Here is a 26,924-nt window from a genome sequence, read left to right on the forward strand (position 1 = left end):
CTTATAGCGTGCGGTGCAGCTCGGTGAGCGAGAGCGTCGTCTGAAAAAGCCGGGTGAGACTGCGGCTCGCATAGCGCTCGACTTCGTCGGGCGCGGTCCAGCGGTATGCATCCATTTCGGGAATCATCGTGCCGTCTGAGCGTCGCGGGAACATCGACGTGCACGTGCACTTCGCGAGATCGATTTCGCCGTCGCGCACACGCGCCGCGAACAGATGCAGATCCTTGTCGCGCCGGTAGACAAAGAGACCGAGGTTTTTCAGCCGCTCGGGCGCGAGCTCGATGCCCGTTTCCTCGACCATTTCCCGCAACGCGGTGACATGCGGCGCTTCACCCTCTTCGCCGTGTCCTTTCGGAATATCCCAGTGCGAGGTTTCCGTGGCGTGCGCGAGCAGCACGCGACCGTCGGCATCGAGCAGCACGACGCCGCACGAGGTGACGCGCGCGCTCATCACCGGATCGCGCGGCGCGATGCCACTATCGCCTTTGCCGCGACAGCGAAGGCAAAGCCCGCCCCCGCGCCGCGCACAATCGCCGTGCTCACCGTTTCTGCAGTTGCCATGCGCCGCTGCCCTGCTTGCAAAAGAGCGGATGCAGATTCATCGACTGGCCCTTCGACTGCAGCACCACCGCTGTCGAGCGGCAGGTGCGGTCGCCTTCCTTCGTGGTTTGATCGGGCGTCACCGTGGCGTCGATCTTGACGCTATTGCCCGTGCCCTCGTTGACCCAGTTCGCGGTCTCGCCGTCCTGCTTGTCGTTGAGCGCGTCGAAGACGGCCTTCTTGATCGAATCGACGTCGCGCGGCTTCATGTAGCTGATCGGCGTATCGTTCAGGAAGCCGAGATTCGCTGCCTGCGCGCCGCCTGCGCCTGCTAGCAGCAGTCCACCTGCAGCCCAGCACAACAGGGCTCGGGTTCGCATCGACATTGATTGTTCTCCTTGAAGGCTGACTGGAACGCCCACGCGCCAGATACCGCGTAAGCTGACCCTTAAAAGCATAGCACGACGTTACGCGCAGCCGCTGCCCGGCGGACGGTGCGAGAACCGGACCGTCATCGTTTTTCGGACCGGTCCGATAGCGAGGGTCGGGCCGGACCCCTAGCATGGCGATCTTTGCTACGCGCTTGCGCTTCACCCGTCTTCATCCGTCCGCACGCGCATCTACGATCACTTGCCGCCATGGACTACTCAATCGCTCTGCGCTTCTTCGTCATCATGCTCACGCTCATCTGCATCGCGCTCGTGCCGATCGCGGCGCGTCGCGATCCGGCGCCAGTCGCCGGCGTGCTGAGCATCAACGTGCTGCCACGCCCTCAATGGCCCGCCATCCTCACGCGCGCAGGCTTCGTTTGCATGCTCGCTTCGTTTGTGATGCTGCTGATGATCTGCGCATTCCTGCTGAAGTCATAACCGCGGCGTTCAGTGCGCGGCGGGCTGGTAGCCATCCGTCAGCGTATTCAGAAACGCCACCACGTCCTTGATTTCCGCCTCGTTCAGCGCCGGCTCTCCGCCCGGCTTGCGATCAAACGGCGGATCCGTATTCAGGTTTGCCCAGTAACGCTTCGGCAGATCGTCGAACTTCTGCACCTTGCCCTTCACGACCGGATAGAACTTCTCCGGATTCGTATCGCGCTCTGCATAAAAGCGCACCACCTCGTCGAGCGAATGGTAGATGCCGTTGTGGAAGAAGCGCTTCTTCAACGCGACGTTGCGTAGCGTCGGTGTGCGGAAGATTCCGCAATATTCGTTGTGTCCCTTCAGGTCGGTTCGCTCGGGACCGCATGCCCCAAGATCGTAGAAGTGCGGATCGCGATTGACCTTCAGTGCGCGGTTACGCGGCACGCCAATCGCAATCAGACCGAAATCGCTGAATTGCGGCGGCGAGCCGTCGTTGGCGCGCTGGCTCAGATGGCAACTTGCGCAATTGCCCTTCTTCTCGTCGTTGAAAAGCTGCAGGCCGTGCAGTTCGGCCGTTGTCAGCTGCGCCTTGCCCGCGAGTGCAGCGTCGTACTTGCTCGTGTATGGATAAAACGTCTCAGGTGTCTGCTCGAATGTTTCGAGCGACTGAAGCACGGCCTTGAATGTGGCATCCGTGTCGTCGAAAATGTGCGCTCCGAATGCCGCGCGAAACGCGTTCGCGTACGGCGCGGCCTTCACCGCTGCGGCCACTTTCTCCGGCGTGCTGCCCATCTCGAAGGTCGACAGGATCGGAATGCGCGCCTGATCCGATCCACGGTCGACGCGGCCATCCCACGTCAAACCGCCAGTCGGGCCCGCGTCGACGCTCTCGTCGCCTTCGTCTTCGGAATCGTGGAAGTGCTCAGCGAAGGCCGGCACGGACTGCAGATACTTGAGCGTCGGAACGGCGCGCAAACCTTGTTGCCTCATGTCGCTGCCGCCGAGCTGCACGGCAAGCGAATTCGCCGGCGTGAAGCCGTGGTCGGGGCTGTGACACGACGCGCACGCAAGCTTGCCCGAGCCCGATAGCGACGCATCGAAAAAGAGCTGCTTGCCGAGCGCGGTCATCTTGCGGACCGACTCGTAGACTTCGGCGCGCGTCTGTCCGCCGCCGTGTGCCGCAACCGGCACAACCGCCGCTGATGCAACCCTTACCGCTGACGCAACCGTCGTTGCATTCCCCTCGCCGCCTGGCCCATGCGCATCGCAACCTGTCAGCGCGAACGACACCCACACGGCCGTGAGGAAACCCGTCCGCAACCTCCTGGCCGCAGCCGTTTGCTTCAGCATCCCTTTCTGACCAGGCAGCATATGAGCATCTTCGACGTTGTTGAACTGCGCGAGCGTATGTCACGTGTATGTCACTTCGATGACATCCTGCCTACAGCGTTACGTGGACTTTAAGCCATTCGTAATGCTTACATCGTTCTGTCAAATTGCGCTGCGACACTCTTCGCGCTGGCCATACCAACCTCGACGCAGCGCCAGGTCGAAGGACACCGCCGGTCCCCAACGCGAGAGAGAAAACTCAATCTGATCTGCGCGACGCCCATCGCGATCGCAGCAGCGATCGGCCTGTACGCCTGCGGCGGCAACGGCGTGTCGCAGCCGGACATCAAGGCTGTGCAGAACGTCGTGGTGATCTACGCCGAGAACCGCAGCTTCGACAACCTGTACGGCCAGTTCCCGGGCGCCAACGGCCTCCAGGGCGTGACCGCCGCGAGCTCGCAGCAGCTCGACCGCGACGGCTCCGTGCTCGCCACGCTGCCGCAGGTCTGGAACGGTCTTACGCAGACGGGCGTCACGCCGGTCGTGACGCAGGCGATGACGGCCAACCTGCCGAATTCGGCTTTCGCGATCGATGACCCGAACGGCTTCAACACGCCGGTCACTTCAGCGACACGCGACCTCGTGCACCGCTTCTATGAAAACCAGATGCAGATCAACGGCGGCAAGAACGACAGGTTCGCCGCATGGTCCGATGCCGGCGGTCTCGTGATGGGGCACTACACGATGAACGCGGACAAGCTGCCGCTCTGGAAGATCGCCCAGCAGTACACGCTCGCCGACAACTTCTTCATGGGTGCGTTCGGCGGCTCGTTCCTGAACCACCAGTGGCTGATCTGCGCATGCACGCCGGTCTATCCGAACGCGGACAAGAGTCCCGCGGCCGGTTCGATTTCGAAGGTCGAGGCGGATGGCGTAACGCTCACGCTCGCGGGGAACAATCCCGCTTTGGCGCTGAACGGGCCGCCGAAGTTCGCGAACGCCGGCAACCTGACGCCTGATTTCTACGCGGTCAACACGATGCAGCCGGCGTATCAGCCGAGCGGCAACAAGGCGGCCAGCGGCGGCGATGCGAACCTTGCCGACCCGACGGTGGCCACCACGCTGCCGCCGCAGACGCAGCAGAACATCGGTGACCTGCTGAACAACGCGGGCGTATCGTGGGCGTGGTATGGCGGCGCATGGGGCGCGGCGCTGTCGGCGACGCAGGCCGGCACGTCGGGCGTGGTCTACGGCGCGAACCTGTCGACGCCGAACTTCCAGCCGCATCATCAGCCGTTCAATTACTTCGCCGATCTCGCGCCGGGCACCGCGAACCGCACGACGCACCTGCTGGACGGCGGCACGAACGGCGCATCGTTCATCGCGGATATCGATGCAGGCAAGCTGGCGCAGGTCACGTTCTACAAGCCGCAGGGCAACCTGAACGAACATCCGGGCTACACGGACGTCGCGTCGGGTGACCAGCACATCGCCGACGTGATCTCGCATCTGCAGAAGAGCCCGCAGTGGAAGACCATGGTCGTGGTCGTCACGTACGACGAAAACGGGGGCTTCTGGGATCACGTCGCGCCGCCGAAGGGCGACCGCTGGGGTCCGGGCACGCGCATTCCGGCAATCATCATTTCGCCGTTTGCGAAACAGGGTTTCGTCGACCATACGCAGTACGACACGACGTCGATCCTGCGCTTCATCACGAAACGTTTCGCGTTGCCGGCGCTGCCGGGTCTCACCGCCCGCGACAATGCGCTCATGGCAAACGGCGGCAAGCCGATGGGTGATCTGACGAACGCGCTCAACATCGCGCACTGACCAGATGACTGGGTAAGCACAGTCCGCTTCACAGTCCGCTTCACAGTCCGCTTCACAGTCCGCTTCACAGTCCGCTTCACAGTCCGCTTCGTACCGGACTTTGACAGGGCAGCTTCGGCTGCCCTTTTTTGCGTATGGCGCTGGCAGCCTGAACCCCGCTGTGGCTTAGCGGGGCTTTCTGGGAAAACTGGGGAATTGCAGGAAACCTGGTTGGCCCCCCCACGAGGAATCGAACCTCGATTTCAGGTTTAGAAGACCCGTGTTCTATCCGTTGAACTATGGGGAGGCAAAGACCGTAGTGGTCGCCCGGCCTGAGATGTCGACCGAGCCGCAAATTATACCGCATCGCCGCGGCGCGCCCGACGGGCCGGCGTAAGCGGCGCGCCCGACAAGCCTGCGAGGCTTAAACCGGCTGCGGATGCATCATGAACCAGCCGAGGAACAGCACGCCTGCGATCGCGCAGTACACGCCGAACGATGCCAGCTTGCCGCGTCCCTCGAAGTAGCGCATCAGGAAGCGCACGCTGAGATACGCCGCAATCGCCGTGAGCACGCCGCCGAGCAGCGCGTCGGCGAGCTGGTCGGGTGCGTGAAAGAGCTTCGGCACTTCGAGCAGACCCGCGGCGAAAATGATCGGCGTGCCAAGCAGGAACGAAAACTCCGCTGCTTTCTCGGCCGTGAGCCCGGCCGCGTTGCCCGCGATCATCGTCAGACCGCTGCGCGAAAAGCCCGGAATCAGCGCGCCGATCTGCGCCAGACCGACGAAAAACGCCTGCCGGAACGTGAGTTTCTCCGGCGCGCGATGCTCACGCGAGCGCTGCAGACGATCGCCGAACCACAACAGCACGCCGTTCACGATCAGCGCGATCGCGACGATCCGCAGATCGTGAAACACGCGCTCAAGATGCTTTTCGAGAATCAGCCCGACCAGACCCGCCGGAATCGTCCCGATGATGAGCGCCCACATCATGTGGCCTTCGTCGTTGCGACGACCGCGCAGCGCACCGGCGAAGCCATTGATCAGCGCGACCCATCGCTTGCGGAAATACCACAGCAACGCGACGGCGGTGCCAAGATGCAAAGCGACGAGGAACGGCAGCAGCTGCGGCGCATGCTTGTCGATGTGCATGCCGAACAGCGCCGGCACGAGGAGGGTATGGCCGAGACTGCTCACCGGAAAGAGCTCGGTGACGCCCTGCAACACACTCAGAAAAATCAGAAACCACAAGTTCACGCGGCGGTCCTCTCAAGGTGATAAACATCGCGCGGGACAACGCTTCCCGTGCGTAGGAGCCGCACGATTATGCCTGGCGCTCCGGACACCGCCAAGGGTTTACCGCACATATAACCGGGTTTTTGCCGCACCGCGTCACAACCTGAAACACCTGTAAATAAAACGAAAGCAAAAGGCCCGCAAAAGCGGGCCTTTTTCGAATGGCAAAGGAGGTTGGATACGACGCGCGAGGCGTTCCCTTGAGCGGCTACCGGCGCGTCTAGCGCTCGACCTTGTAGAAGAAGTAGATGGTGCTGCCAGCGAACATACCGAGCAAAGCCACGCCCATTGCCATTGCGAGATCCATGCGTCCTCCGTTCTGAACTGTCGGCCCGCCGGTCGAACAACCAGCGCTGGTACGGATTATCGGCAAGCCTGTCCGTGCGGTCACGCCCGCAATTTCCCGAGAAAGGGTTTCCCCGTAGCTCAAACCAGCGCAAAATCGGCCACCGGGAGTTCACGCGCCGGCTTCCTGTTCGCGCAACGCATCCAATTCACTCTGAACGTCGACCATGGCCACATTCCAGAATCAGGACATTCTCGAAATCACGCAGGGCGCTTCCCTGCTCCGCATTGCGCCGCAGGCAGGCGGCCGGTTGCTGTCGTGGGATATTGACGGAGAACAGGTCATTTACTGGCCCGACGACGCCGACTGGAGTCAGCCGGCCAAAGTCCGCGGCGGTAATCCGCTGCTGTTTCCGTTTCTTGCGCGGCATTTCGTCGACGGCCAGATCGGGCGCTGGCGCGACGCAGAAGGCGTCGTGCGCGATCTGCCGATGCACGGCTTCGCGCGCGACCTGCCGTTCGCTGCAGAGCTCGATGCGGCAGGCGGCGGCGTCACCATGACGCTCACCGATAGCGACGCCACGCGCACCGCTTATCCGTTCGGCTTCCGCTTCGAGGCAACCTACCGTCTCGCCGACGCACACACGCTCGACGTGGCGCTCACCGCCACCAACACCGGCGACGCACCGCTGCCTTACTACGCCGGCCACCACTTCTACTTCGCGCTGCCGCACACGCAGCGCGGCGAAACCACGCTCGAACTGCCGCCGACGCAGCGCCGTCACCAGCTGGCCGACGCGTCGATCAGCGCCGCCGAGCCTGGCGAAACGCGTTACACGCTCGACGACGGGCGTATCCTCGACCGCTTCCATCTGCCCGAAGGCACGCTTGACAGGCCGGTACGAATCATCGCGCCGGGCCTGAACCGCACGATCACGATCGATCTGCAGCGGCCGGGTTCGATCCCCTGGTACGCCGTGACAACGTGGACCCTGGCGCCGGAATCGGACTTCTACTGCGTCGAGCCCTGGCTCGGACTGCCCGATGCCATTCATAACGGCTTCGGGTTGCGCTGGCTCGCACCGGGCGCGACGGAAACCGCCGCGCTGCGCATCAGCGTTGCCGCGGGCACGTGAGGTGAGATGCGCAGCATTTCCGGTGCTGCAATCCAAAACCGTTAGAATCGGTCGTTTTGCTACTGGCGTGCGTGATCGGGGATCGGCGCGCGACAGCGTTTTGCGAGGTCCAGGTTGCGAACAAAAATCAGACGGCTCGCCTGCGTATCGATGATCGCAGTGCTCGCCGCGTGTGGGGCGGCTCCGGTGGGGCCAGGGTTCTATCGTGTCGAGCGGGGCGACACGCTGTCCGGTATTGCGCGCAGCAACCGGACCTCGGTACAGAACATCGTGCGATGGAACGGATTGACCCATCCCGACACCATCGAAACCGGTCAGGTGCTGCGTGTCGCGCCGCCCGCCAATACCACGACAGCGGGTGCGGGCAGCGCACAGGCTTCGTCTGGCTCGACGGCGTCAGCGGGTTCGACAGCGTCGCGCGGTACGACCGCACTGGCACCTGCGCCATCGGCTGCGCCCGCTTCGTCGATCGCGCTCGTGTGGCCTGCGCAGGGCAATGTCACACGCAGCTTCGACGGCGCGAACTCGAAGGGCATCGACATCGTCAACGCGCCCGGCACGCCGGTCGTCGCGGCGGCGGCGGGTTCCGTGGTGTACGCCGGCGACGGTCTGCGCGGCTACGGCAACCTCGTCATCATCAAGCACAACAGCGATTATCTGACCGCCTACGCGCACAACCGCGCGCTCGTCGTGAAGGAAGGCCAGACGGTTTCGCAAGGTCAGAAAATTGCCGAAATGGGCGACACGGACAGCGACCACGTGATGCTGCACTTCGAATTGCGCTATCAGAGCCGTTCGATCGACCCGGCCCGCTCCCTGCCGCCTCGCTAAGACGTGGCGGCCGGGCTGGACCACTGAGATCAAGCGGGTTGCAAGGCACAATGTAAGGCCGATGTAATATCAATTGCATCGCCTTTTGCCGCCCGTCGATCTGGCGCGCAGGGAACCCCGCGTGCTTTCGGACAATCCATTCTCAAGGGGCGCGGCAACCGGCTGCGTCCGCTAAAAGGAAATCTGCGATGAAAAGCGCACTCGCCATGGCGGCCGGACTGGCCGTCCTGACACTCGCAGGCCTCGCGGGCTGCTCGAGCACATCGAAGCTCACTTATCTGCCGAGCGGCGAGACGGGTTTCGCGATCAACTGCAGCGGCAGCGACGCCAGCGAAAGCTGGGGCGAATGCTACAAGCAGGCCGGCGAAGCATGCGGCGCATATGGATACGACGTGATCTCGAAGGATGTCGACACCGGCGCGACATCGGGCGGATCGATCGGTGGAATTCTCGGCGCGAACGTGAAGAACCGATCGATGGTGATCCACTGCAAGCAGTGACGCTTACGTCGGATCGTTGTCTGATGCGCAATAAAAAAGAGCCCGGCACGAGGCCGGGCTAACGGGGGTTCGGCGCATATCGGCAAAGGACCGGTTCACCATGCGCCGAAACGAAATCTAGCAACGCGCCTATAGCCACGCAATCGATTAATTGTGCAAATAATGTTACTCGGCGCACGGAGTGCCCCTCAACCAAACTGCGCCTCGTCCATTTAGCAAACCGAAGTATCCGGAATGCTGCGACGCAGCGGAGCATTTCGCTTCTTTTTTCGCCCTCTCCATCTCCCCTGAGAGCCGCGCCAGGCCAGCGTCTACGCCTGACGGAACAGGTCTTTCAGCGGGCTGCGAAAGGGTCTCTCACAAGCAGCGTGGCTGCATTTTTTTTGCGATAACCTGCACGCTTGAACCTTGGTGCGCAAGCGCACTCTTCTATCGATTTAATGGCTAAATGCAATCGCGTCCACTGCCGGTTTCGGGTATTGCGCTTTGATCAGATTAAATGCCGGTGTCCTAGCGATTGTTTAAATCACGGCTAAAATGGCGACGTTAAATTCCCGCTGCGGAATCCCCTCGCAACGGTCCTCGCGGAAGCGACGCCGCGTCGATGGTTTATAGTGACGGCCGCCTGTCCAGTTCCCCGATATCCCATGACTTCCCCTGACGCAACCCACAGCCCGCTTTACCTTAAGCTCCTCGCTGAAACCGCGAAGATCGGCTGGTCCGAACTCGAACGCTTCTTCGCGCGCGGCATATTGTTGCGCGTCGTCCGTGACCTCGACCTCGTAAGTGTCGCCGAAGCCATCGCCAGTGACGATACCGCGCAGGTCGCGCAATGGCTTTCAGCGGGCCTCGTCGAACGGGTGCAGGCGGACACAGCGGCCGACTTCGCGGCACGCGACCCGGACCTGTGGGCAGTCGTCGTATCGCCGTGGGTCTGCGTGCAGGAACGCGGTTGAGCGGCGCGAACGGGGCGCCGGACGGCTCGCCGGCTGATACATCGAGCCGCACGCCAGAACGCCCCAAATCCGGCACGGGAACCCGCGCCGAAGCGGTCGAACCGGTCGTCGGCGTTCCGGCTCGCTGGCACCGCCGCGTGCTCACCCTCGCCTTTCCGATCGTCATTGCGAATCTGACGCAGCCGATTCTCGGCGCGGTCGACACCGCCGTCGCCGGTCATCTGGACAGCGCGTCGTATCTCGGCGGCGTCGCGCTTGGCGGCCTGTTTTTCAGCTTCGTGTTCTGGGGCTTCGGCTTCCTGCGAATGGGGACGACCGGGCTCGTCGCGCAGTCGTTCGGTGCAAACGATGCGGCCGGCCTGCGGATGAATGTTCTGCGCGCGTTGCTGCTCGCATTCGTGATCGGCGCGGTAGTGCTTGCGCTGCAGGCGCCGCTAATCGGCTATGCATTGCGCGCGATCGGCGGCAGTGAAGCGGTTCAACTGCACGCACGCGTGTATTGCCACGCGCGCATCTGGGCCGCGCCGCTCGCCCTCGCCAACTACGTCGTGCTCGGCTGGCTACTCGGCACCCAGCGCGTGCGCCTTGCGCTCGTGACGCAGGTCTTCATCAACGCGGTCAACATCGTCGCGGTGCTCCTCTTCGTGTATGTCTTCGACTGGGGCATAGCCGGCATCGGCGCAGCGACGGCCACGGCCGACGCGCTCGGCTTCGTACTCGGCGCTTCGATCCTTTGGTACTTGAGGCCGCGTGGACTGCCCACGCCCGATCGCGCGTCGCTCGTCGATGCCGCGGCGCTCAGGCGGCTCGTCGCGATCAACCGCGACATCTTCGTGCGCACGCTGTGTCTGCTCGGCGCGTTCGGCTGGTTCGCCCATCTCGGCGCGCGGCAAGGCGATGCGACGCTCGCAGCCAACGCTCTACTGCTCAATTTCCAGACGTTTATGGCCTACGGCCTCGACGGCTTCGCGCACGCGGCCGAAGCGCTCGTCGGCGCGGCGATCGGCGCGCGCGACCGCAATGCGTTCCGTCAGGCCGTCAAGGTGACGATGCTGTGGTCGGCGCTCGGCGCGCTCGGGTTTTCGGTCGCGTACTGGACGGGCGGCGCGTGGATCGTCGAACGACTGACCGATCAGGCCGCCGTGCGCGCTGCGGCGGAAACATACCTTCCATGGGCCGCGTTATCGCCTGTGATTTCGGTGTGGGGTTTTCTGCTCGATGGCGTCTTCATCGGCGCGACGCGCACGCACGACCTGATGAAAGCGATGGCGGCATCGCTGACGGTATTCGTCGCTGCTTCGTGGGCGCTGATGGGACCGTATGGCAACCACGGGCTGTGGCTCGCGCTGCTCATCTTCATGTTCGCGCGCGGCGCGACGTTGATGCGCTATCTGCCGCGCACGGCGGCGAGCGTCGCGCCCGCCGGCGTCGTGTGACGCAACGGGCGGGCGGCTCCGACACGGACCGTACTTACTTCGGCGCGGCCGGTGCAGCGGGAGCGGTCGGCGTATCGAGCATCGACGGCGGACGGTCGTCGGTCGGCACGCCGTGATAATCCTGCGGATCTTTTGGTGGTGTCTTGTGATGGGCGTTGGGGTTGTCGGCACAGCCCGTCAGGGCGGTCAGCAGCAGGGCAATCAGAATGGCGCGATTCATAGACTCTCGAAAGCAGGGATAAACGTGAGACGCGCCCGGTGGGACACGCCCGCCAGTCTACCTGCAAGGCGTTTTCGCTGACGGCAGGTGTGCAGCGCACAATGACTTCCCTGCTTCGCGATGTCTGACCTACTATGTACGCATGGCTGTAATCGTCCAGGGAGGGTGCCATGGATGCTGAATCAATCGCGGGGCTGATCGGCCTCGGCATCGGTCTGCTCGTGCTGGTCGCGCTATCGGTCTTCGAATCGCGAACGTACCGACGCGAACACGGCGGCGAAGGCATGCTGCACCACTGGCTCGCCGGACATCACGTGTTCGACGCCGGGCATCACATGTTCGACCGTCTGCGCCACAGACGCTGAGCCCCAGTCCTCGCGCGGGAGCGCGTCTCCCGCGCGCATCGTTTTCTTTCATACGGATCGCGACGCAGATGCCTGCGATGTGCAGGCCTGTACGCCTGTACGCTGATCCACGAAATTTCTTCGCGCCGGAAAAACAAAAACCCGCGTCGCCTTCCGGCTTCGCGGGTTTTTGCTTACTGCGTTTCTGGCTGTTTCTGCTTACCGCTCATTCGTGGTCGGAGCGATAGGATTCGAACCTACGACCCTCTGATCCCAAATCAGATGCGCTACCAGGCTGCGCTACGCTCCGACGAATCCAAGATTCTATCTGGGTGCTGATGTCCGCGTCAATCTTTAATCGGGCCGGGCACAAGAAAGGTTCGCCTTGCCCGTTCCCGCGCGGACATGCGACAGTGCCAGCAGGCACAAAACGCATCGCTTCGCATGCGCACCACCAAATCACAAGGAGACGACGATGAACCTCATCCTCTGGCGTCACGCTGAAGCCGAAGACGTCGCATCGAGCGATCTCGCGCGGCAGCTCACCGTCCGTGGCCGCAAGCAGGCGCAGGGCGTGGCGAAATGGCTGCGCGCGCGGCTCGACGACGACGCCGTCATTCTCGTCAGCCCCGCCGCGCGCACCGTGCAGACCGTTGAGCCCTTGACCGACCAGTATCGCGTCGTGCGGGAACTCGCGCCGGGCGCACGCGCCACCGACGTGCTCGCCGCCGCCGGCTGGCCCGACGGCATCGCGCCGACGGTCGTCATCGTCGGTCATCAGCCCACGCTCGGCCAGGTCGCGGCGCTGCTGCTGTCCGGCAACGCGACGAGCTGGCCGATCAAAAAGGCCGGCCTCTGGTGGCTCACCAACCGCGAGCGCGCCGGCGACGAACAGGTCATCCTGCGTGCGGTGATGAGCCCGGATCTCGTCTGATCCCTATATTCTTCCGGCGCGGTCCTTACGACGCGTCATGGAATCGTCATCGCATTGCCATGCGAGCGTCACCTGGCGTTACTACATTGGCGGAAAAACGGACTCCTCCCTTTTTCACCAGGAACGCCCCATGCGAGAACTGCCGACGCCTACCCTGCCCTTCGCTTCGATCCTGTCCGAACCGCGCCGCCGTCTGCCGCGCGCCGAAGAAACGGTCACCGCGCAGCACCGGCTCCGCGTCACCTGGGCCCGAACCGACGAAGAGCTGCGCGAGGCGCAGCGTCTGCGCTACCGTGTCTTCGCCGACGAAATGGGCGCGCGCCTGACCGGCCCCGCAGGACTCGATGTCGATTCGTTCGATTCGTATTGCGACCATCTGCTGGTGCGCGATCTCGATACGCTGAAAGTGGTCGGCACCTATCGCGTGCTGCCGCCGCACCAGGCGGCGCGCATTGGCCGTCTGTATGCGGAAAGCGAGTTCGACGTGTCGCGCCTCACGCATCTGCGCTCGAAGATGGTCGAGGTCGGCCGCTCGTGCGTGCATCCGGATTACCGCAGCGGCTCGGTGATCATGTCGCTGTGGGCCGGCCTTGCTTCGTACATGATGCAGAACGACTACGAGACGATGCTCGGCTGCGCAAGCGTCTCGATGGCCGACGGCGGACACTACGCGTCGAACCTGTACGTCTCGCTGCGCGACAGCGCGCTGACGGCGCCCGAATATCGCGCGTTCCCGCACACCCCGCTGCCGGTCGACGAACTGCAGACGGGCGTCGACGTCGCGCCGCCGCCGCTCGTCAAAGGCTATCTGCGTCTCGGCGCGAAAATCTGCGGCGCACCGGCATGGGATCCGGACTTCAACACGGCTGACTTTCTGACGCTCTTCCGTCTGTCGGAAATCAACGCGCGCTACGCGAAGCATTTCCTCGGCGATTCGTTGTCGCGCTGATCGCCAGATCGACGCACGGCAGGCGAAAAACCCCGGCAGATCGATGAAGATCAGCCGGGGTTTTTCACATCGAAACAGCGCAGCGTGAAGCGCGAGCCGTGAACTGGCCGGCTCAATCGTCCGTATAAACGACGCGATACGGAATGCCGACCTTCTCCCACTCCGCGGCTTCCTGGATCAGGCTGTAGTCGGTCAGCGGATTCTTCGCGACCCATTCGTTGGGCAGACGTACCTCGTAGCCGCCATTCGCCTGCGCGACAAGAATGCCGGGCAAACCGACGTCGGCGCGTCGACGGCATAGCAGCGACGCAAGCCGCAGACAGAACAGCAACGGCCATTCCACTTCACGCGTCTGCGACAGCTTGCCGAGCTTGCCCGCGTGACCGAGCACGAGTGCAGCCAGCCGCGCCTGATCGGTACGCGAAAAGCCCGGCATATCGGCGTTGCTCGCGATGTAGGCGGAATGCTTGTGATACGCGCTGTGCGAGATCGACAGGCCGATCTCATGCAGCGACGCGGCCCAGCCGAGAAACATGCGGTTCTCCGCACGGCGCTCATCGTCGGCTTCTTCAAACTGGTCATAGAAGCGCACGGCAAGCTCACCGATACGCCCCGCCTGCGCACGATCGACGCCATAGCGCCGCATGAAGCCCTCGGCGGTCACCGTACGCATGTCCTCGTGCTGCGACCGCCCCAGCAGGTCGTACAGCACGCCAAGACGCAACGCGCCATCGGTCGTATCGACGTAATCGATGCCGAGTTCATCGAACACGGCGAGCATGATCGACAGGCCACCCGCCAGCACCGGAACGCGGTCGCTCTTGAGCGCGACGAGCTTCAGCCGGTTGACGTTCTCCGCCTTGATCAACGCGCGTTTCAGCCTTTCCAGACCGCCGCGCGAAATGCCATGCGTGATGCCGGGATCGTTGAAGCCGTTCGCCTCGACGAGTTCAGCCAGCGCGCGCGCCGTGCCCGACGAACCGATCGCCTGATCCCAGCCAGTCTGCTTGTAGTCGCTGGAAATGATCTGGATTTCGCGCGTCGCGGCGAGTTCGGCCTGACGCATCGTGTATTCGTCGACGTTGCCGGCCGGAAAAAACGTGCGGCTGTGGCTCACGCAACCGATGTACAGGCTTTCCATGCGGATCGGCGTGTAGTGCGAGCCGATGATGAATTCCGTCGAGCCACCGCCGATGTCCACGACCAGCCGCTGGCCGGCGCTCGCAGGCACGGAGTGTGCTGCGCCTGCGTAGATGAGACGCGCTTCTTCACGGCCAGCAATGACTTCGATCGGAAACCCGAGCGCCGCTTCGGCCTCGCCGAGGAATTCGCCCGCGTTCTTCGCGATGCGCAATGTGTTCGTCGCGACGGCGCGCACATGATCAGGATGGAAATCGCGCAGACGTTCGCCGAAACGCTTCAGCGCGTCCCAGCCGCGCACCTGCGATGCGCGATCGAGCATCTTGTCGCGCGACAGCCCGGCGGCAAGCCGCACGGGTTCACGCAGGGCGTCGACCTGATAGATCTGGCTGCCTGCTTCGGTTTCTTCGACGCGGCCCACGATCAGCCGGAAGCTGTTCGAGCCCATGTCCACGGCGGCGAGGAGTTGCGGGGTATTGACCATCGATTGAGCGGACTCCATGCGCGCAAGCGCGGCGGCCTTGCTGGCCGCGGCGCTGTTCAAAGACGCCATTTTAAGCGTACTGGTCCTCACGGTGTCACCCTCGCGGTTGTGGGTGCGCTATGGTCCCATATACACTGGGTCGAATTAACGACAGATACCCGACACGGCGTAGAATTTATGACATTCGTGAATGTCATAAGAACGTCATCATACTGTGCGAATTTCCGAGCGTCCTTTCGAGTCACCCACCGACAATCCATTCTCGCTGCCGATGTCCATCCGCTACCCTCTTCTGAATCGCGAACTGGGCATTCTAGGTTTCAACGAGCGAGTTCTGGCGCAAGCCGCGGACCCCGCCGTGCCGCTGCTGGAACGCCTGCGCTTCATCTGTATCACCAGTAGCAACCTCGACGAATTCTTCGAGGTCCGAATGGCCGGTCTGCATGAGCAGATGCGCGACAACCCGGGCGCGCTTTCGCCCGATGGCATGTCGCTGCAGCACGTGTACGACCTCGTCGTCGAACGCGCGCAGAAGCTCGTGCATCGTCAGTACACGATGCTGCATGACACCGTGCTGACCGCGCTCGAGGAAGAAGGCATCTATTTTCACGGCACCGAAGTGTGGAACGAAGCGCAGACCGAATGGGCGCGCAACTACTTCTTCGATGAACTGCTGCCTGTGTTGACGCCGATCGGACTCGATCCGGCGCATCCGTTTCCGCGCGTCCTGAACAAGAGCCTGAACTTCGTCGTCGAACTGGAAGGCAAGGATGCGTTCGGCCGCCAGGCAATGATGGGCATCGTGCAGGCGCCGCGCGCGCTGCCGCGCCTCGTGCGCATGCCGCAGGAACTGTCGGGCTATCCGCACGGCTTCGTGCTGCTGAGTTCGCTGCTGCAGCGCTTCGTGGGCGAACTGTTTCCGAACCTCGTCGTGCGCAGCTGCAACCAGTTTCGCATCACGCGTAACAGCGAACTGTTCGTCGACGAAGACGAAATCACCAATCTGCGTGTCGCGCTGCAAGGCGAACTGCCCGCGCGGCATCTCGGCAATGCGGTGCGCCTCGAAGTGTCGGCGGAAACGCCGGCGCATCTCGCGCGCCGGTTGCTCGACGAAAGCGGCCTCTCCGAGAAGGACTGCTACTACGTCGACGGTCCGGTCAATCTCGTGCGGCTGATGCAGTTGCCCGAGATGGTCGACCGGCCCGATCTCAAGTTCGTACCGCACATTCCTGCGATTCCGAAGCAGGTCGCCAACAGCGCGAGCCTGTTCGATGTGATCGATCAGGGCGACGTGCTGCTGCATCATCCATACGAAAGCTTCCAGCCCGTGCTCGAACTGCTGTTGCAGGCAGCGAAAGATCCGAACGTCGTCGCGATCAAGCAGACGATCTATCGCACCGGCACCGATTCGCCGCTGATGGACGCGCTGATGCAGGCCGCGCGCAACGGCAAGGAAGTGACGGTGGTGGTCGAACTGCTCGCGCGCTTCGACGAAGAGACCAACATCAACTGGGCGTCCCAGCTCGAGGCGATTGGCGCGCACGTCGTGTATGGCGTCGTGGGCCACAAGTGTCACGCGAAGATGATGCTGATCGTGCGGCGCGTGTCGGTGAACGGCAAGTCGATGCTCAAGCGCTACGCTCACCTTGGCACGGGCAACTACCACCCGCGCACGGCGCGCCTATATACCGACTTCGGCCTGATGACCGCCGACCAGAAAATCTGCGAAGACGTGCATCACGTGTTCCAGCAACTGACGGGCATTGGTGGCGAACTGACACTGTACGAGCTGTGGCAGTCGCCTTTCACGCTGCATCCGAAGCTCGTCGAAGCGATTCGTGCTGAAGCCGATCATGCGCGCGCGGGACGCAAGGCGCGCATCGTCGCGAAGATGAATGCACTGCTTGAGCCGACCGTTATCACCGAGCTATACGAAGCGTCGCAGGCGGGCGTGAAGATCGATCTGATCGTGCGTGGCGTGTGTTCCTTGCAGCCGGGCGTGCCGGGCCTGTCGGAGAACATCACGGTGCGTTCAATCGTCGGACGTTTTCTCGAACACCACCGCATCTATTATTTCTACGCGAATGGTGAGGAGCAGGTCTATCTGTCGAGCGCCGACTGGATGGACCGCAATTTCTTCCGTCGTGTCGAAGTGGCGTTTCCGGTCAATAACCGCCGGTTGAAGCGGCGTGTGATTGCCGAGGGCCTATCGGCGTTTCTCGGCGACAACCAGACCGCGTGGCTCATGCAGAGCGATGGGCATTATCGTCGGCGTCGACCGGGGAAATCGTCGCGCAATGCGCAGATGAGTTTGCTGGCGCGGTTCTGTCCCTGATGCCGGCGGTACAGACGGCGACATCAATCATCGTGTCGCCGTCCTGATCACACTGGCGGCTCAAGCCGGTGCCGGTTGCCGCCTTGCAGTACGCGAAGCCGGGAACCGCACAGTGAACGTACTGCCGCGCCCCACTTCGCTTTTCACTTCGAGTTGCGCATCGTGCCGTTGCAGCACGTGCTTGACGATTGCGAGCCCCAGACCTGTCCCGCCCGTGTCGCGCGAGCGGCTACGGTCCACGCGATAGAACCGCTCCGTCAAACGCGGAATATCGGCGGCCGGAATACCAAGGCCGCTATCGGTTACCGAAAACAGCGCACTGCCGCCGTTCGCATGCCAGTCGACGTGAATCTTGCCGCCGTCGGGCGTGTAGCGGATTGCGTTCGTCACCAGATTGCCAAGCGCGCTCAGTATCTCCGTTTCGACACCCGTCACCGTCAGACCTTCATCGATATCGAACGTGAAGGCATGCCGCTCGCCTGACAGATTTTCCGCGTCGTCCTTAAGATGGCGCATCACCGCGCGCATATCGACCATCTGTTCGCTCGGCGGCTTGTTGTCGCCTTCGAGCGTCGCCAGCACCAGCAGGTCGCTCACGATATGCCGCATGCGCCCCGCCTGCTGCTCCATCAGTTCGAGATATCGCGAGCGCTCCGCTTCAGAGAGCGGCAACTCGCGCATCGTCTCGAGAAAACCTGACAGCACCGTGAGCGGCGTCTTCAGTTCGTGCGAGACATTGGCCACGAAATCGCGTCGCATTGCGTCAGTGCGTTCGAGTTCGGTGATGTCCTGCGACAGCACGAGCTTGCGATTTTCGCCGTACGGAAACACCTGCACGGAGAGCACGTTCTGCCGTTTTTCGCCCATGCCGCGCATGATCAGCATCTCGTCATAGAGATGCGAGTTCAGGTATTTGACGAAGTCCGGCTGACGGACAAGATGGGTGATGTGCTGACGCAGATCGCGCTTCGCGTCGAGCCCGAAATGCACTTCGGAGATCGCGTTGCACCACTCGATCTGATCGTGGTCGTCGAGCATCGCGACGCCGTTCGGCGACGCCTGAATGGCCTGAATGAAACGCGAGTGCTGCTGCTCGACCTGGCGCACCTGTGCGTGCCAGCGCTTCGCGAGCTTGTGCAACCGATAGTAGATTTCACCCCAGACGCCCGGTGCGCTCGGCACCTCGCCATAGACAGGCGCGTCGAGCAGACGCCACAGACGCTGCTTGTGGAACGTGCTGAAGCAGGTCTGCGCGGCCAGCACGACGATCGCGAGGATGAGGGCAGCCTTGACGTTCACAAGCATGCCGACGCCCGCACACGCGATCGCGAGCAGCACGAGCGACACGATGGACCGCGCCCAGATGACGTTCATGTTCTATCGGTCGAAGAGGGATTCATGCGCGCCGCGACGGGACGGGACCATCGCCACGCTCTGCGGTCATTGCCGTTGTTGCACCATGCGCGCAAACGTCAGGCGCTTTTCGCGAGCCGGTAACCGCTGCCACGCACCGTTTCAATCATAGCATCGCACCCTGCCGGCTTTAGAGCGGCACGCAGACGCTTGATGTGGACATCGACCGTACGCTCTTCGACAAACACGTGATCGCCCCACACCTGATCGAGCAGTTGCGTGCGGCTATGCACGCGCTCCGGATGCGTCATGAAGAAATGCAGCAGACGGAACTCGGTCGGACCGAGATCGAGCTTGATCTCGCTGCCTTCCGCGTGCGCGGCCACACGATGCGTCGCCGGATCGAGTTTCAGGCCGTTGATCGCGACGAGGTCTTCGGTCAACTGCGGCGCGCGACGGCGCAACACCGCCTTGATCCGCGCCATCAGTTCTTTCGGCGAGAACGGCTTCGTCACGTAGTCGTCGGCGCCGATTTCGAGGCCGAGCACCTTGTCCTGCTCGTCGCCACGCGCAGTCAACATGATGATCGGGATGTGCTTCGTGCGCTCGTTGTTGCGCAGGTCGCGGGCAAAGGCGATGCCCGACTTGCCCGGCAACATCCAGTCGAGCAGAACGAGATCGGGCAGCACGTCACTGATCAGGTTCTGCGCCTGCTCAGCGTTGTACGCGCGAATCGGACAATGTCCCGCATGCTGAAGATTGACCGAAATCAGCTCGGAAATAGCGGGCTCGTCCTCAATGACAAGAATGCTGCTGGGCATCGGCACCTCTGTATCCTTGTGACGGGGTTAACTAAGCGCTTCGCGTTCGAGCGCGTCGCGCGACTTGTGCCGAACGTCCGTGCCCTTCACGATGTAAATGATGAATTCGGCGATGTTCTTCGCGTGGTCGCCGATCCGCTCGATCGCCTTCGCGATGAACAGAAAATCGAGGCCGACCGAAATCGAGCGCGGATCTTCCGTCATGTACGAAATCAGCTTGCGCACGAACGCGCGGAATTCCTCGTCGATCGCCTTGTCGTCGCGCACGATCTGCGCGGCGGCCACCGTGTCGAGACGCGCGAACGCATCGAGCGCGCGGCGCAAGATCGTGACGGCCATCTCGCCTGACAGCTTGATCTCGGCGATATTGATCGTGCGCGATGCGCCGTCTTCCATCAGGCGCTTCGTACGCTTTGCGATCTTTTCGGCTTCGTCGCCGGCGCGTTCGAGATTCGTGATCGTCTTCGAAATCGCGATCAACAGACGCAGGTCACGCGCAGCCGGCTGACGGCGCGCGATGATATTGCTGCATTCTTCGTCGATATCGACTTCCATCTGGTTCAGACGGTCTTCGGCGGCGATCACCTGTTCGGCGATGTCGAGGTCGAAGTTGTTCAGCGCTTCCATCGCCTTGACGATCTGCGACTCAACGAGGCCGCCCATTTCGAGGACCTTCGATGAAACAAGATTCAGGTCGGCGTCGAACTGGCTGGAGAGGTGTTTGTCGGTCATGTCTTGCTCCTGGTGCTCTCTGCGTTGCTCTTTTGTGCTTCGCTTGTAGGTGAGCGTTGGCCTCGCGCGGCCGATCAGCCGAAGCGACCGGTAATGTAGTCTTCCGTTTCCTTGCGGACCGGCTTGATGAAGATCTTTTCCGTGTCGCCGAATTCGATCAGTTCGCCAAGGTACATATAGGCAGTGTAGTCCGAACAACGCGCAGCCTGTTGCATGTTGTGCGTGACGATCACCACCGTGTAGTCGCTCTTCAGTTCAGCGATCAGCTCTTCGATCCGGCCCGTCGAAATCGGGTCGAGCGCCGAGCACGGTTCGTCGAGCAGCAGCACGTCCGGGCGGATCGCAATACCGCGCGCGATACACAGACGCTGCTGCTGGCCGCCGGACAGGCCGTAGCCGCTCTGGCCCAGCTTGTCCTTCACCTCATTCCACAGCGCGGCTTTCGTCAACGCCCACTCGACGCGGTCGTCCATTTCGGAGCGCGCCAGCGTTTCGAACATCTTCACGCCGAACGCGATGTTGTCGTAGATCGACATCGGGAACGGCGTCGGCTTCTGGAACACCATGCCGATACGTGCGCGCAGCAGCGAAATATCGCGCTTCGACGTCAGCAGGTTTTCGCCGTCCATCAGAATTTCGCCTTCGGCGCGCTGCTCCGGATACAGGGCATACATCCTGTTGAACGTGCGCAGCAGCGTGGACTTGCCGCAACCCGACGGGCCGATGAACGCGGTCACCTTGCCTTCGGGAATACGCAGGTTGATGTTCTTCAGCGCGTGATATTTGCCGTAGAAGAAGTTGAGGTCGTTGACCTCGATCTTCGGCGCCGACGGCGCGAGCGCGCTGTCGCCCTGGGCGGGATCGAAACCGGCGGGCGCCGCAGGACGCGCGGCCGTGTTGAGGTGACTTTCTGCCATATTCATCGGATGACTCCGCCGTAACTCATTACTTGTTCGAGAAGATCGTGCGCGCGAGGATGTTCAGACCGAGCACCCCGAGCGTGATCAGGAACACGCCCGCCCACGCGAGCGATTGCCATTGCGAAAACGGGCTCATCGCGAACTTGAAGATCGTGACGGGCAGGTTGGCGACCGGCTGGTTCATGTTCCACGTAAAGAACTGGTTCGACAGCGCGGTGAACAGCAACGGCGCCGTTTCGCCGGCAATCCGCGCGACGCCGAGCAGCACGCCCGTCACGATGCCCGCAATCGACGCCTTCAGCGTGATCGACATCACCATCTTCCACTTCGGCGTACCGAGTGCAAAAGCGGCTTCACGCAGCGCGTTCGGCACCAGCTTCAGCATGTTTTCGGTCGTGCGGATCACGATTGGAATCTGCAGCAGCGCGAGACCGATCACACCCGCCCAGCCGCTGAAGTGACCCATCTTCGCGACAACCAGCGCGTAGACGAACAGACCCACAACGATCGACGGCGCCGACAGCAGGATGTCGTTGATAAAGCGTGTGATGCTGGCGAGCCAGCCCTTCTGGCCGTATTCCGCGAGATAGACGCCGGCGAGAATGCCGATCGGCGTGCCGATAAACGTCGCGAGCAGCACCAGCATCAGGCTGCCGACGATCGCGTTGGCGAGACCGCCGCCATCGGTGTTCGGCGGCGGCGTCGACTGCGTGAACAGCTCGACGGAAAGACCACCGACGCCCAGACGCAGCGTCGTGTACAGAATCCAGATCAGCCACAGGAGGCCGAAGGCCATCGCGGCCAGCGAAAGCGTCAGCGCGACCGCATTGGTCGCGCGGCGCCGCCGCTGCAGACGGTTGCGCATCGCTTCGAGCACAGCACCGTCGGTCGAACCTGGCATGTTCATGAGAGGCTGGCTCACTTTGCGCCCTCCGCTTTTTCGAGGCGAAGCAGCATCAGCTTCGAGATCGCGAGCACGATGAACGTGATCACGAACAGAATGAGGCCGAGTTCCATCAACGCCGCCGTGTGCAGGCCCGGACTCGCTTCCGCAAACTCGTTGGCGAGCGCCGACGTGATGCTGTTACCGGGCGAAAAGAGCGAGACGTTGTCGAGCAGATTGGTGTTGCCGATCACGAACGTGACAGCCATCGTTTCACCGAGCGCGCGGCCGAGGCCGAGCATCACGCCGCCGATCACACCACTCTTCGTGAACGGCAGCACGATCTTCCACATCACTTCCCACGTCGTGCAGCCGATACCGTATGCGGATTCTTTCAGCAGCACGGGCGTGACTTCGAACACGTCGCGCATCACCGAAGCGATGTACGGGATGATCATGATCGCGAGAATCACACCGGCGCACAGGATGCCGATGCCGATCGGCGGCCCGCTGAAGAGCGCACCGACATACGGCACGCCGCTCAGCAGATGACCAAGCGGCTTCTCGAAATATTGCGCGAAGATCGGCGAGAAAACGAGCAGACCCCACATGCCGTACACGATCGACGGAATCGCGGCGAGCAGTTCGATCGCGACGCCGAGCGGCCGGCGCAGCCACGTGGGCGAGAGTTCGGTCAGGAACAGCGCGATGCCGAAGCTCACAGGCACCGCGATGATCAGGGCGATGATCGACGTGGCGATCGTGCCGTAAATGGGGACGAGCGCACCGAACTTTTCGCTGGGTGGATCCCACTCGGAGGTCCAGAGAAAGCTCACGCCGAACTTCTGGATCGTGGGCATCGAGGCCACGATCAGCGACACGATAATGCCACCGAGCAGCAATAAGGTAACGATCGCGGCCGCACGCGTGAGGCCGCCAAAAATGACATCGCCGGCGCGACTGGGCGCTTTCTGCTGCCCTGCGCTGCCAGGCGGGTTCGAACGGGGCGGGCTGGCCGGTGCCGCGCCAGGTGCGATAGGAAGGTCGGACATGTCAGCCTTGAGAGCCTGTGATTCCTGAAGCTGCACGGCACGATGCCGCGACAGCTGGTACTGCAAACCGCCCGGCCTCACGCGAGGCCGGGCGGCAACATCGTCAGACGATACAGCTTACTCCGCGAGCGACTTGCCCGAAGCGTCCTTGACCTTCGACTTCCACTGCGTGCGGATTTCCGACACAACCGATTCCGGCAGCGTAATGTAGTCCAGATCGTTCGCAGCCTGCGAGCCGTTCTTGAACGCCCAGTCGAAGAACTTCAGCGTCTCGGTGCCTTGCGGCGCCTTTTCCTGCGTCGTATGCACCAGCACGAACGTTGCGCCGACGATCGGCCATGCGTTCTTGCCCGGCTCGTTCGTCAGGATCTGGTAGAACGACTTCGACCAGTCTGCGCCGGCGGCTGCGGCCTTGAACGTTTCCGTTTGCGGCTCGACGACCGTGCCAGCCGAGTTCTTCAGGGCGACATACGTCATGTGGTTTTGCTTGGCGTATGCCCATTCCACGTAGCCGATTGCGCCCGGCAGACGTTGCACGAAGGCTGCGACGCCGTCGTTACCCTTGCCACCCGTGCCCGTCGGCCAGTTGACCGTCGAACCTTCGCCGACCTTCGCCTTCCAGTCTGCGTTGACCTTCGACAGGTAGTTCGTCCAGATGAAGCTCGTGCCCGAACCGTCCGCGCGGCGAACCACGGCGATGTCGGTATCCGGCAGCTTTGCCTTCGGGTTCAGCGCGACGATGGCCGGATCGTTCCACTTCTTGATCTTGCCAAGGTAGATGTCGCCGAGCACTTCGCCCGACAGCGTCAGTTCAGACGGCTTCACGCCCGGCACGTTGATGACCGGCACCACGCCGCCCACCACCGTCGGAAACTGGAACAGGCCTTCCTTCGCGAGGTCTTCGTCCTTCAGCGGCGCGTCCGAACCGGCGAAATCGACCGTCTTCGCGACGATCTGCTTCACGCCGCCCGACGAACCGATACCTTGATAGTTGACCTTGCCGCCGCCCGTCTTCGCGTAGGCGTCAGCCCACTTCGTGTAGATCGGTGCTGCGAAGGTGCTGCCCGCGCCGGTGATGTCCGTGGCGTGCGCTGCGATCGCGAAAAGTGCGCCAGCCATGCCAGCAAACGCGGTTTGCATCAATTTCATGAGACCTCCAGTGGTGTGAGCGGATTACACGACACCGCGAAGAATAGGGTCTCTTTGTGACAGTAACGTGACTGATCGTGAAACTCGTGTGACAGTCTCATTACTGCGATGAAAGGTGCAAGGCCGGCGCGGCTGTCGGCCGTTTTCGGCTTTTCGGGATCGCCGAAAATTTTGGGGAGGGAACGTACGCCGGAAACAGGGACGGTTCGCGTTTCCCGTCTCTTGCGGACGGATTGGATGCGCGGGGAAACGACATGGTTTGCCGTTCCCCGCTTTTGTGGTGCCAGCCCGAACACATCGGGCCGATGGTTCAGATCAGGTTGTCGCCTGTCTCACGACTTCTGCGATGGCTTCGGCATGCTGGACCGCGTCCTGCTGCCGGGCCGCCTCGACCATCACACGTAGTACCGGCTCGGTGCCGGACGCACGAATCAGCACGCGGCCGGTGCCGTCCAGCGCGCCTTCCGCTTCCTGGATGGCGCGCTGGATCGCCTCGTTGCCCTTCCACTCGGCGCCGGGCTTCATCCGCACATTGATCAGCTTCTGGGGGAACAGCTTCACGCCGTCGAGCAACTCGGCGAGCGTCTTGTCGCTGCGCTTCATCGCCGCCAGCACGAGCAGCGCGGACACGATGCCGTCGCCCGTCGAATGGCGATCCAGCGACAGGATGTGCCCCGATCCTTCCGCGCCAAGCTGCCAGCCGTGCTCGCGCAACTGCTCCAGCACGTAACGGTCGCCCACCGCCGCGCGGACAAACCTGACGCCCGTCTTTTTCAAGGCAACCTCGATCGCGAGGTTGGTCATCAGCGTGCCGACCGCACCTTCGACCTTGCCGTCGGTTGCGATCCGGTCCCGCACCAGCACGTAAAGCAGTTCGTCGCCGTTGTAGAGCCGACCCGCCGCATCGACCACCTGCAGACGGTCAGCGTCGCCGTCGAGCGCGATGCCGAGGTCGGCGCGATTCGCCCGCACGGCGCGCACCAGCGCGTCCGGTGCGGTTGCGCCGACGCCATCGTTAATGTTGAAGCCGTTCGGCGCGACGCCGATCGGGATCACGTCGGCGCCGAGTTCATGGAACACGTGCGGCGCGACGTCATAGGCGGCGCCGTGCGCGCAGTCGATGACGAGCTTCATCCCGCGCAGGTCGTACGCCGCCGGGAACGTGCTCTTGCAGAATTCGATGTAGCGACCGGCGGCGTCATCCAGCCGGCGTGCCTTGCCGAGCTGCTCGGACGCCGCGCAGTCCATCGGCTGGTCGAGTTGCTCCTCGATCTGCGATTCGACTTCGTCCGGCAGCTTGTTGCCGTCGGCGGAGAAAAACTTGATGCCGTTGTCGTAATACGGATTGTGCGAGGCGCTGATCACGACGCCCGCAGCCAGACGCAGTGCCCGCGTCAGGTAGGCGATGCCCGGCGTGGGCATCGGGCCGGCCAGCATCACGTCGACGCCAGCAGCCGAAAAACCCGCCTCGAGCGCCGCCTCGAGCATATAACCGGAAACACGCGTGTCCTTGCCGATCAGCACGGTGGGCCGGGCACCCGTTTTCGCCCAGCGGTCCGCACCCGCGAGCACTTTCCCGGCCGCATAACCGAGCCGCAATACAAAATCCGGCGTGATCGGCGCGTCGCCGACCTTACCTCGAATACCGTCAGTCCCAAAATAGCGACGTGCCATTGCCTGATGCCCTCTCTTCGTACTCTGTGTGTTGCGTGGTGAGTTGTGACGCGCGGCCAGTTAGTTGCGACGCGCGGCGTCGCGCATGGCCGACCATACTTTCAAGGCGTCGACGGTCGGGGCGACATCGTGTACCCGCACGATCGCCGCGCCCCGCTCCGCTGCGCAGACGGCCGCCGCGACGCTCGCCACGACCCGCTCACGCGTGGCGCGGCCAGTCACTGCGCCGAGCATCGACTTGCGCGACATGCCGGCCAGAATCGGGAACGGCGATTCGCTGCGCGGCGCCGTATCGCGCAGGTGCGCAAGCAGCGCGTAGTTGTGTTCCACGACTGTCTTGCCAAAGCCAAAGCCCGGATCGACGCTGATCCGCGCCTTTGCGACCCCGGCCGCCGTCAACGCACTGACTCGCTCTTCGAGAAACTCGCGCACCTCGCGGACCACGTCGTCATAAGTGGGCTCGCCCGTTTGCATCGTCTGCGGCGCACCGAGCATATGCATCACGCATAGACCGCACTGGCTGTCGCGTACGGCGTCGATAGCGCCGGGCATACGAAAGCCCCATACATCGTTGACCAGGTCCGCACCGGCCACCAATGCTTGCCGCATGACCTCAGGCTTGTACGTATCCACCGACAGCGGCACATTCGCGCCGCGCAACTGCTCGATCAAAGGAATCACGCGCTCGAGTTCCTCATCGAGCGGCACGGGCGGTGCGCCCGGGCGCGTCGATTCGCCGCCGATATCGATGATGTCCGCTCCGTCGAGCAGCATGCGCTCAGCCTGACGCAATGCGTCGGCGTGCGCGACGAAAAGTCCGCCATCGGAAAAGGAATCAGGCGTGACGTTCAGAATGCCCATGACCAGCGGGCGCTCGAAGGTCAGCGTGAACCTGCCACATTGCAGCGGCTCGGGTTCGGCATGCATCAGGAGATCGGTATTCGACACTGCGGAAACGGGT

26 protein-coding genes and 2 tRNA genes are annotated in these 26,924 nt (G+C 62.8%); 11 read left to right on the forward strand and 17 right to left on the reverse strand.

Annotated features, from left to right (window positions below):
* Window position 1: 1 nt before the first annotated feature.
* Together P3T16_RS12805 and P3T16_RS12810 are read right to left on the reverse strand one after the other, a co-directional pair.
* Window positions 2-451, reverse strand: coding sequence for an NUDIX hydrolase (locus P3T16_RS12805; RefSeq protein WP_429256715.1), 450 nt, complete (start codon window positions 449-451; stop codon window positions 2-4).
* An 88-nt stretch (window positions 452-539) separates the two neighbouring features.
* Window positions 540-926 carry a hypothetical protein gene (locus P3T16_RS12810; protein ID WP_429342582.1) on the reverse strand — a complete coding sequence of 129 codons (387 nt, stop codon included), beginning with the start codon at window positions 924-926 and terminating at the stop codon, window positions 540-542.
* Window positions 927-1,178: 252 nt separating this feature from the next.
* On the opposite strand from P3T16_RS12810, the gene P3T16_RS12815 reads away from it, so the two are divergent.
* Window positions 1,179-1,409: a hypothetical protein gene (locus P3T16_RS12815; RefSeq protein WP_429256717.1), complete on the forward strand. Its 231-nt coding sequence runs from the start codon at window positions 1,179-1,181 to the stop codon at window positions 1,407-1,409.
* A 9-nt stretch (window positions 1,410-1,418) separates the two neighbouring features.
* On the opposite strand, the gene P3T16_RS12820 is transcribed toward P3T16_RS12815, so the two are convergent.
* Window positions 1,419-2,747 carry a cytochrome-c peroxidase gene (locus tag P3T16_RS12820; RefSeq protein WP_429342583.1) on the reverse strand — a complete coding sequence of 443 codons (1,329 nt, stop codon included), beginning with the start codon at window positions 2,745-2,747 and terminating at the stop codon, window positions 1,419-1,421.
* Between the two features lie 243 nt (window positions 2,748-2,990).
* On the opposite strand from P3T16_RS12820, the gene P3T16_RS12825 reads away from it, so the two are divergent.
* Window positions 2,991-4,556 carry an acid phosphatase gene (locus P3T16_RS12825; protein ID WP_429342707.1) on the forward strand — a complete coding sequence of 522 codons (1,566 nt, stop codon included), beginning with the start codon at window positions 2,991-2,993 and terminating at the stop codon, window positions 4,554-4,556.
* A 211-nt stretch (window positions 4,557-4,767) separates the two neighbouring features.
* Here P3T16_RS12825 and P3T16_RS12830 read toward each other — a convergent pair.
* Window positions 4,768-4,842 (reverse strand) — tRNA-Arg (locus P3T16_RS12830).
* Window positions 4,843-4,959: 117 nt separating this feature from the next.
* Window positions 4,960-5,790 carry an undecaprenyl-diphosphate phosphatase gene (locus P3T16_RS12835; protein WP_429342584.1) on the reverse strand — a complete coding sequence of 277 codons (831 nt, stop codon included), beginning with the start codon at window positions 5,788-5,790 and terminating at the stop codon, window positions 4,960-4,962.
* A 551-nt stretch (window positions 5,791-6,341) separates the two neighbouring features.
* Here P3T16_RS12835 and P3T16_RS12840 point away from each other — a divergent pair.
* The 5 genes from P3T16_RS12840 to P3T16_RS12860 all read left to right on the forward strand — a co-directional run bounded on the left by P3T16_RS12840 (window position 6,342) and on the right by P3T16_RS12860 (window position 10,973).
* Complete coding sequence (locus tag P3T16_RS12840; protein ID WP_429342585.1) at window positions 6,342-7,250, forward strand: aldose epimerase; 909 nt, start codon at window positions 6,342-6,344, stop codon at window positions 7,248-7,250.
* Window positions 7,251-7,400: 150 nt separating this feature from the next.
* Window positions 7,401-8,081 (forward strand): peptidoglycan DD-metalloendopeptidase family protein, encoded by a 681-nt coding sequence (locus P3T16_RS12845; protein ID WP_429342586.1) that lies wholly within the window; start codon window positions 7,401-7,403, stop codon window positions 8,079-8,081.
* A 188-nt stretch (window positions 8,082-8,269) separates the two neighbouring features.
* On the forward strand, window positions 8,270-8,581 hold the full coding sequence (locus P3T16_RS12850; protein ID WP_429256747.1) for a hypothetical protein: 312 nt from the start codon (window positions 8,270-8,272) through the stop codon (window positions 8,579-8,581).
* A gap of 647 nt (window positions 8,582-9,228) precedes the next feature.
* Window positions 9,229-9,537 (forward strand): DUF2288 domain-containing protein, encoded by a 309-nt coding sequence (locus tag P3T16_RS12855; protein ID WP_429342587.1) that lies wholly within the window; start codon window positions 9,229-9,231, stop codon window positions 9,535-9,537.
* 137 nt (window positions 9,538-9,674) lie between these two features.
* Window positions 9,675-10,973, forward strand: coding sequence for an MATE family efflux transporter (locus P3T16_RS12860; RefSeq protein ID WP_429342708.1), 1,299 nt, complete (start codon window positions 9,675-9,677; stop codon window positions 10,971-10,973).
* A 34-nt stretch (window positions 10,974-11,007) separates the two neighbouring features.
* Here P3T16_RS12860 and P3T16_RS12865 read toward each other — a convergent pair whose 3' ends face one another.
* On the reverse strand, window positions 11,008-11,193 hold the full coding sequence (locus tag P3T16_RS12865) for a hypothetical protein (RefSeq protein ID WP_429342588.1): 186 nt from the start codon (window positions 11,191-11,193) through the stop codon (window positions 11,008-11,010).
* 170 nt (window positions 11,194-11,363) lie between these two features.
* Between P3T16_RS12865 and P3T16_RS12870 the strand changes: the two genes are divergently transcribed.
* Entirely contained in the window at window positions 11,364-11,558 is a 195-nt protein-coding gene (locus tag P3T16_RS12870) for a hypothetical protein (RefSeq protein WP_429256750.1), read from the forward strand.
* A 212-nt stretch (window positions 11,559-11,770) separates the two neighbouring features.
* Here P3T16_RS12870 and P3T16_RS12875 read toward each other — a convergent pair.
* Window positions 11,771-11,847, reverse strand: a tRNA-Pro gene (locus P3T16_RS12875).
* A 165-nt stretch (window positions 11,848-12,012) separates the two neighbouring features.
* Here P3T16_RS12875 and sixA point away from each other — a divergent pair.
* Complete coding sequence (gene sixA, locus P3T16_RS12880; protein ID WP_429342589.1) at window positions 12,013-12,471, forward strand: phosphohistidine phosphatase SixA; 459 nt, start codon at window positions 12,013-12,015, stop codon at window positions 12,469-12,471.
* Between the two features lie 130 nt (window positions 12,472-12,601).
* Window positions 12,602-13,420 (forward strand): GNAT family N-acetyltransferase, encoded by an 819-nt coding sequence (locus P3T16_RS12885; RefSeq protein ID WP_429256752.1) that lies wholly within the window; start codon window positions 12,602-12,604, stop codon window positions 13,418-13,420.
* A 112-nt stretch (window positions 13,421-13,532) separates the two neighbouring features.
* On the opposite strand, the gene ppx is transcribed toward P3T16_RS12885, so the two are convergent.
* Complete coding sequence (ppx, locus tag P3T16_RS12890; protein WP_429342590.1) at window positions 13,533-15,113, reverse strand: exopolyphosphatase; 1,581 nt, start codon at window positions 15,111-15,113, stop codon at window positions 13,533-13,535.
* 202 nt (window positions 15,114-15,315) lie between these two features.
* Between ppx and ppk1 the strand changes: the two genes are divergently transcribed.
* On the forward strand, window positions 15,316-17,379 hold the full coding sequence (ppk1, locus tag P3T16_RS12895; RefSeq protein ID WP_429342591.1) for a polyphosphate kinase 1: 2,064 nt from the start codon (window positions 15,316-15,318) through the stop codon (window positions 17,377-17,379).
* Window positions 17,380-17,439: 60 nt separating this feature from the next.
* Here ppk1 and phoR read toward each other — a convergent pair whose 3' ends face one another.
* From phoR to folP, 9 genes are all read right to left on the reverse strand, one after another.
* Window positions 17,440-18,753, reverse strand: a complete 1,314-nt coding sequence (gene phoR / locus P3T16_RS12900) for a phosphate regulon sensor histidine kinase PhoR (RefSeq protein WP_429342592.1) — start codon at window positions 18,751-18,753, stop codon at window positions 17,440-17,442.
* A gap of 98 nt (window positions 18,754-18,851) precedes the next feature.
* Window positions 18,852-19,553, reverse strand: a complete 702-nt coding sequence (gene phoB / locus P3T16_RS12905) for a phosphate regulon transcriptional regulator PhoB (RefSeq protein ID WP_028199153.1) — start codon at window positions 19,551-19,553, stop codon at window positions 18,852-18,854.
* Between the two features lie 27 nt (window positions 19,554-19,580).
* Entirely contained in the window at window positions 19,581-20,285 is a 705-nt protein-coding gene (gene phoU / locus P3T16_RS12910; protein ID WP_429256757.1) for a phosphate signaling complex protein PhoU, read from the reverse strand.
* A 74-nt stretch (window positions 20,286-20,359) separates the two neighbouring features.
* Window positions 20,360-21,208 carry a phosphate ABC transporter ATP-binding protein PstB gene (pstB, locus tag P3T16_RS12915; RefSeq protein WP_429342593.1) on the reverse strand — a complete coding sequence of 283 codons (849 nt, stop codon included), beginning with the start codon at window positions 21,206-21,208 and terminating at the stop codon, window positions 20,360-20,362.
* Window positions 21,209-21,230: 22 nt separating this feature from the next.
* The gene (gene pstA / locus P3T16_RS12920; RefSeq protein ID WP_429342594.1) at window positions 21,231-22,127 is read right to left on the reverse strand and encodes a phosphate ABC transporter permease PstA; all 897 of its coding nucleotides are present in this window, start codon (window positions 22,125-22,127) and stop codon (window positions 21,231-21,233) included.
* The gene (pstC, locus tag P3T16_RS12925; RefSeq protein WP_429342595.1) at window positions 22,124-23,140 is read right to left on the reverse strand and encodes a phosphate ABC transporter permease PstC; all 1,017 of its coding nucleotides are present in this window, start codon (window positions 23,138-23,140) and stop codon (window positions 22,124-22,126) included. The genes pstA and pstC overlap by 4 nt, the downstream gene beginning before the upstream one ends.
* Window positions 23,141-23,257: 117 nt before the next feature.
* Window positions 23,258-24,289: a phosphate ABC transporter substrate-binding protein PstS gene (gene pstS / locus P3T16_RS12930; RefSeq protein WP_429342596.1), complete on the reverse strand. Its 1,032-nt coding sequence runs from the start codon at window positions 24,287-24,289 to the stop codon at window positions 23,258-23,260.
* A gap of 315 nt (window positions 24,290-24,604) precedes the next feature.
* Complete coding sequence (glmM, locus tag P3T16_RS12935; protein ID WP_429342597.1) at window positions 24,605-25,963, reverse strand: phosphoglucosamine mutase; 1,359 nt, start codon at window positions 25,961-25,963, stop codon at window positions 24,605-24,607.
* Window positions 25,964-26,023: 60 nt separating this feature from the next.
* Complete coding sequence (gene folP / locus P3T16_RS12940; protein WP_429256763.1) at window positions 26,024-26,890, reverse strand: dihydropteroate synthase; 867 nt, start codon at window positions 26,888-26,890, stop codon at window positions 26,024-26,026.
* Window positions 26,891-26,924: the final 34 nt, after the last annotated feature.

This window comes from Paraburkholderia sp. GAS42 (genome assembly GCF_050436565.1).
Taxonomy (GTDB): domain Bacteria; phylum Pseudomonadota; class Gammaproteobacteria; order Burkholderiales; family Burkholderiaceae; genus Paraburkholderia.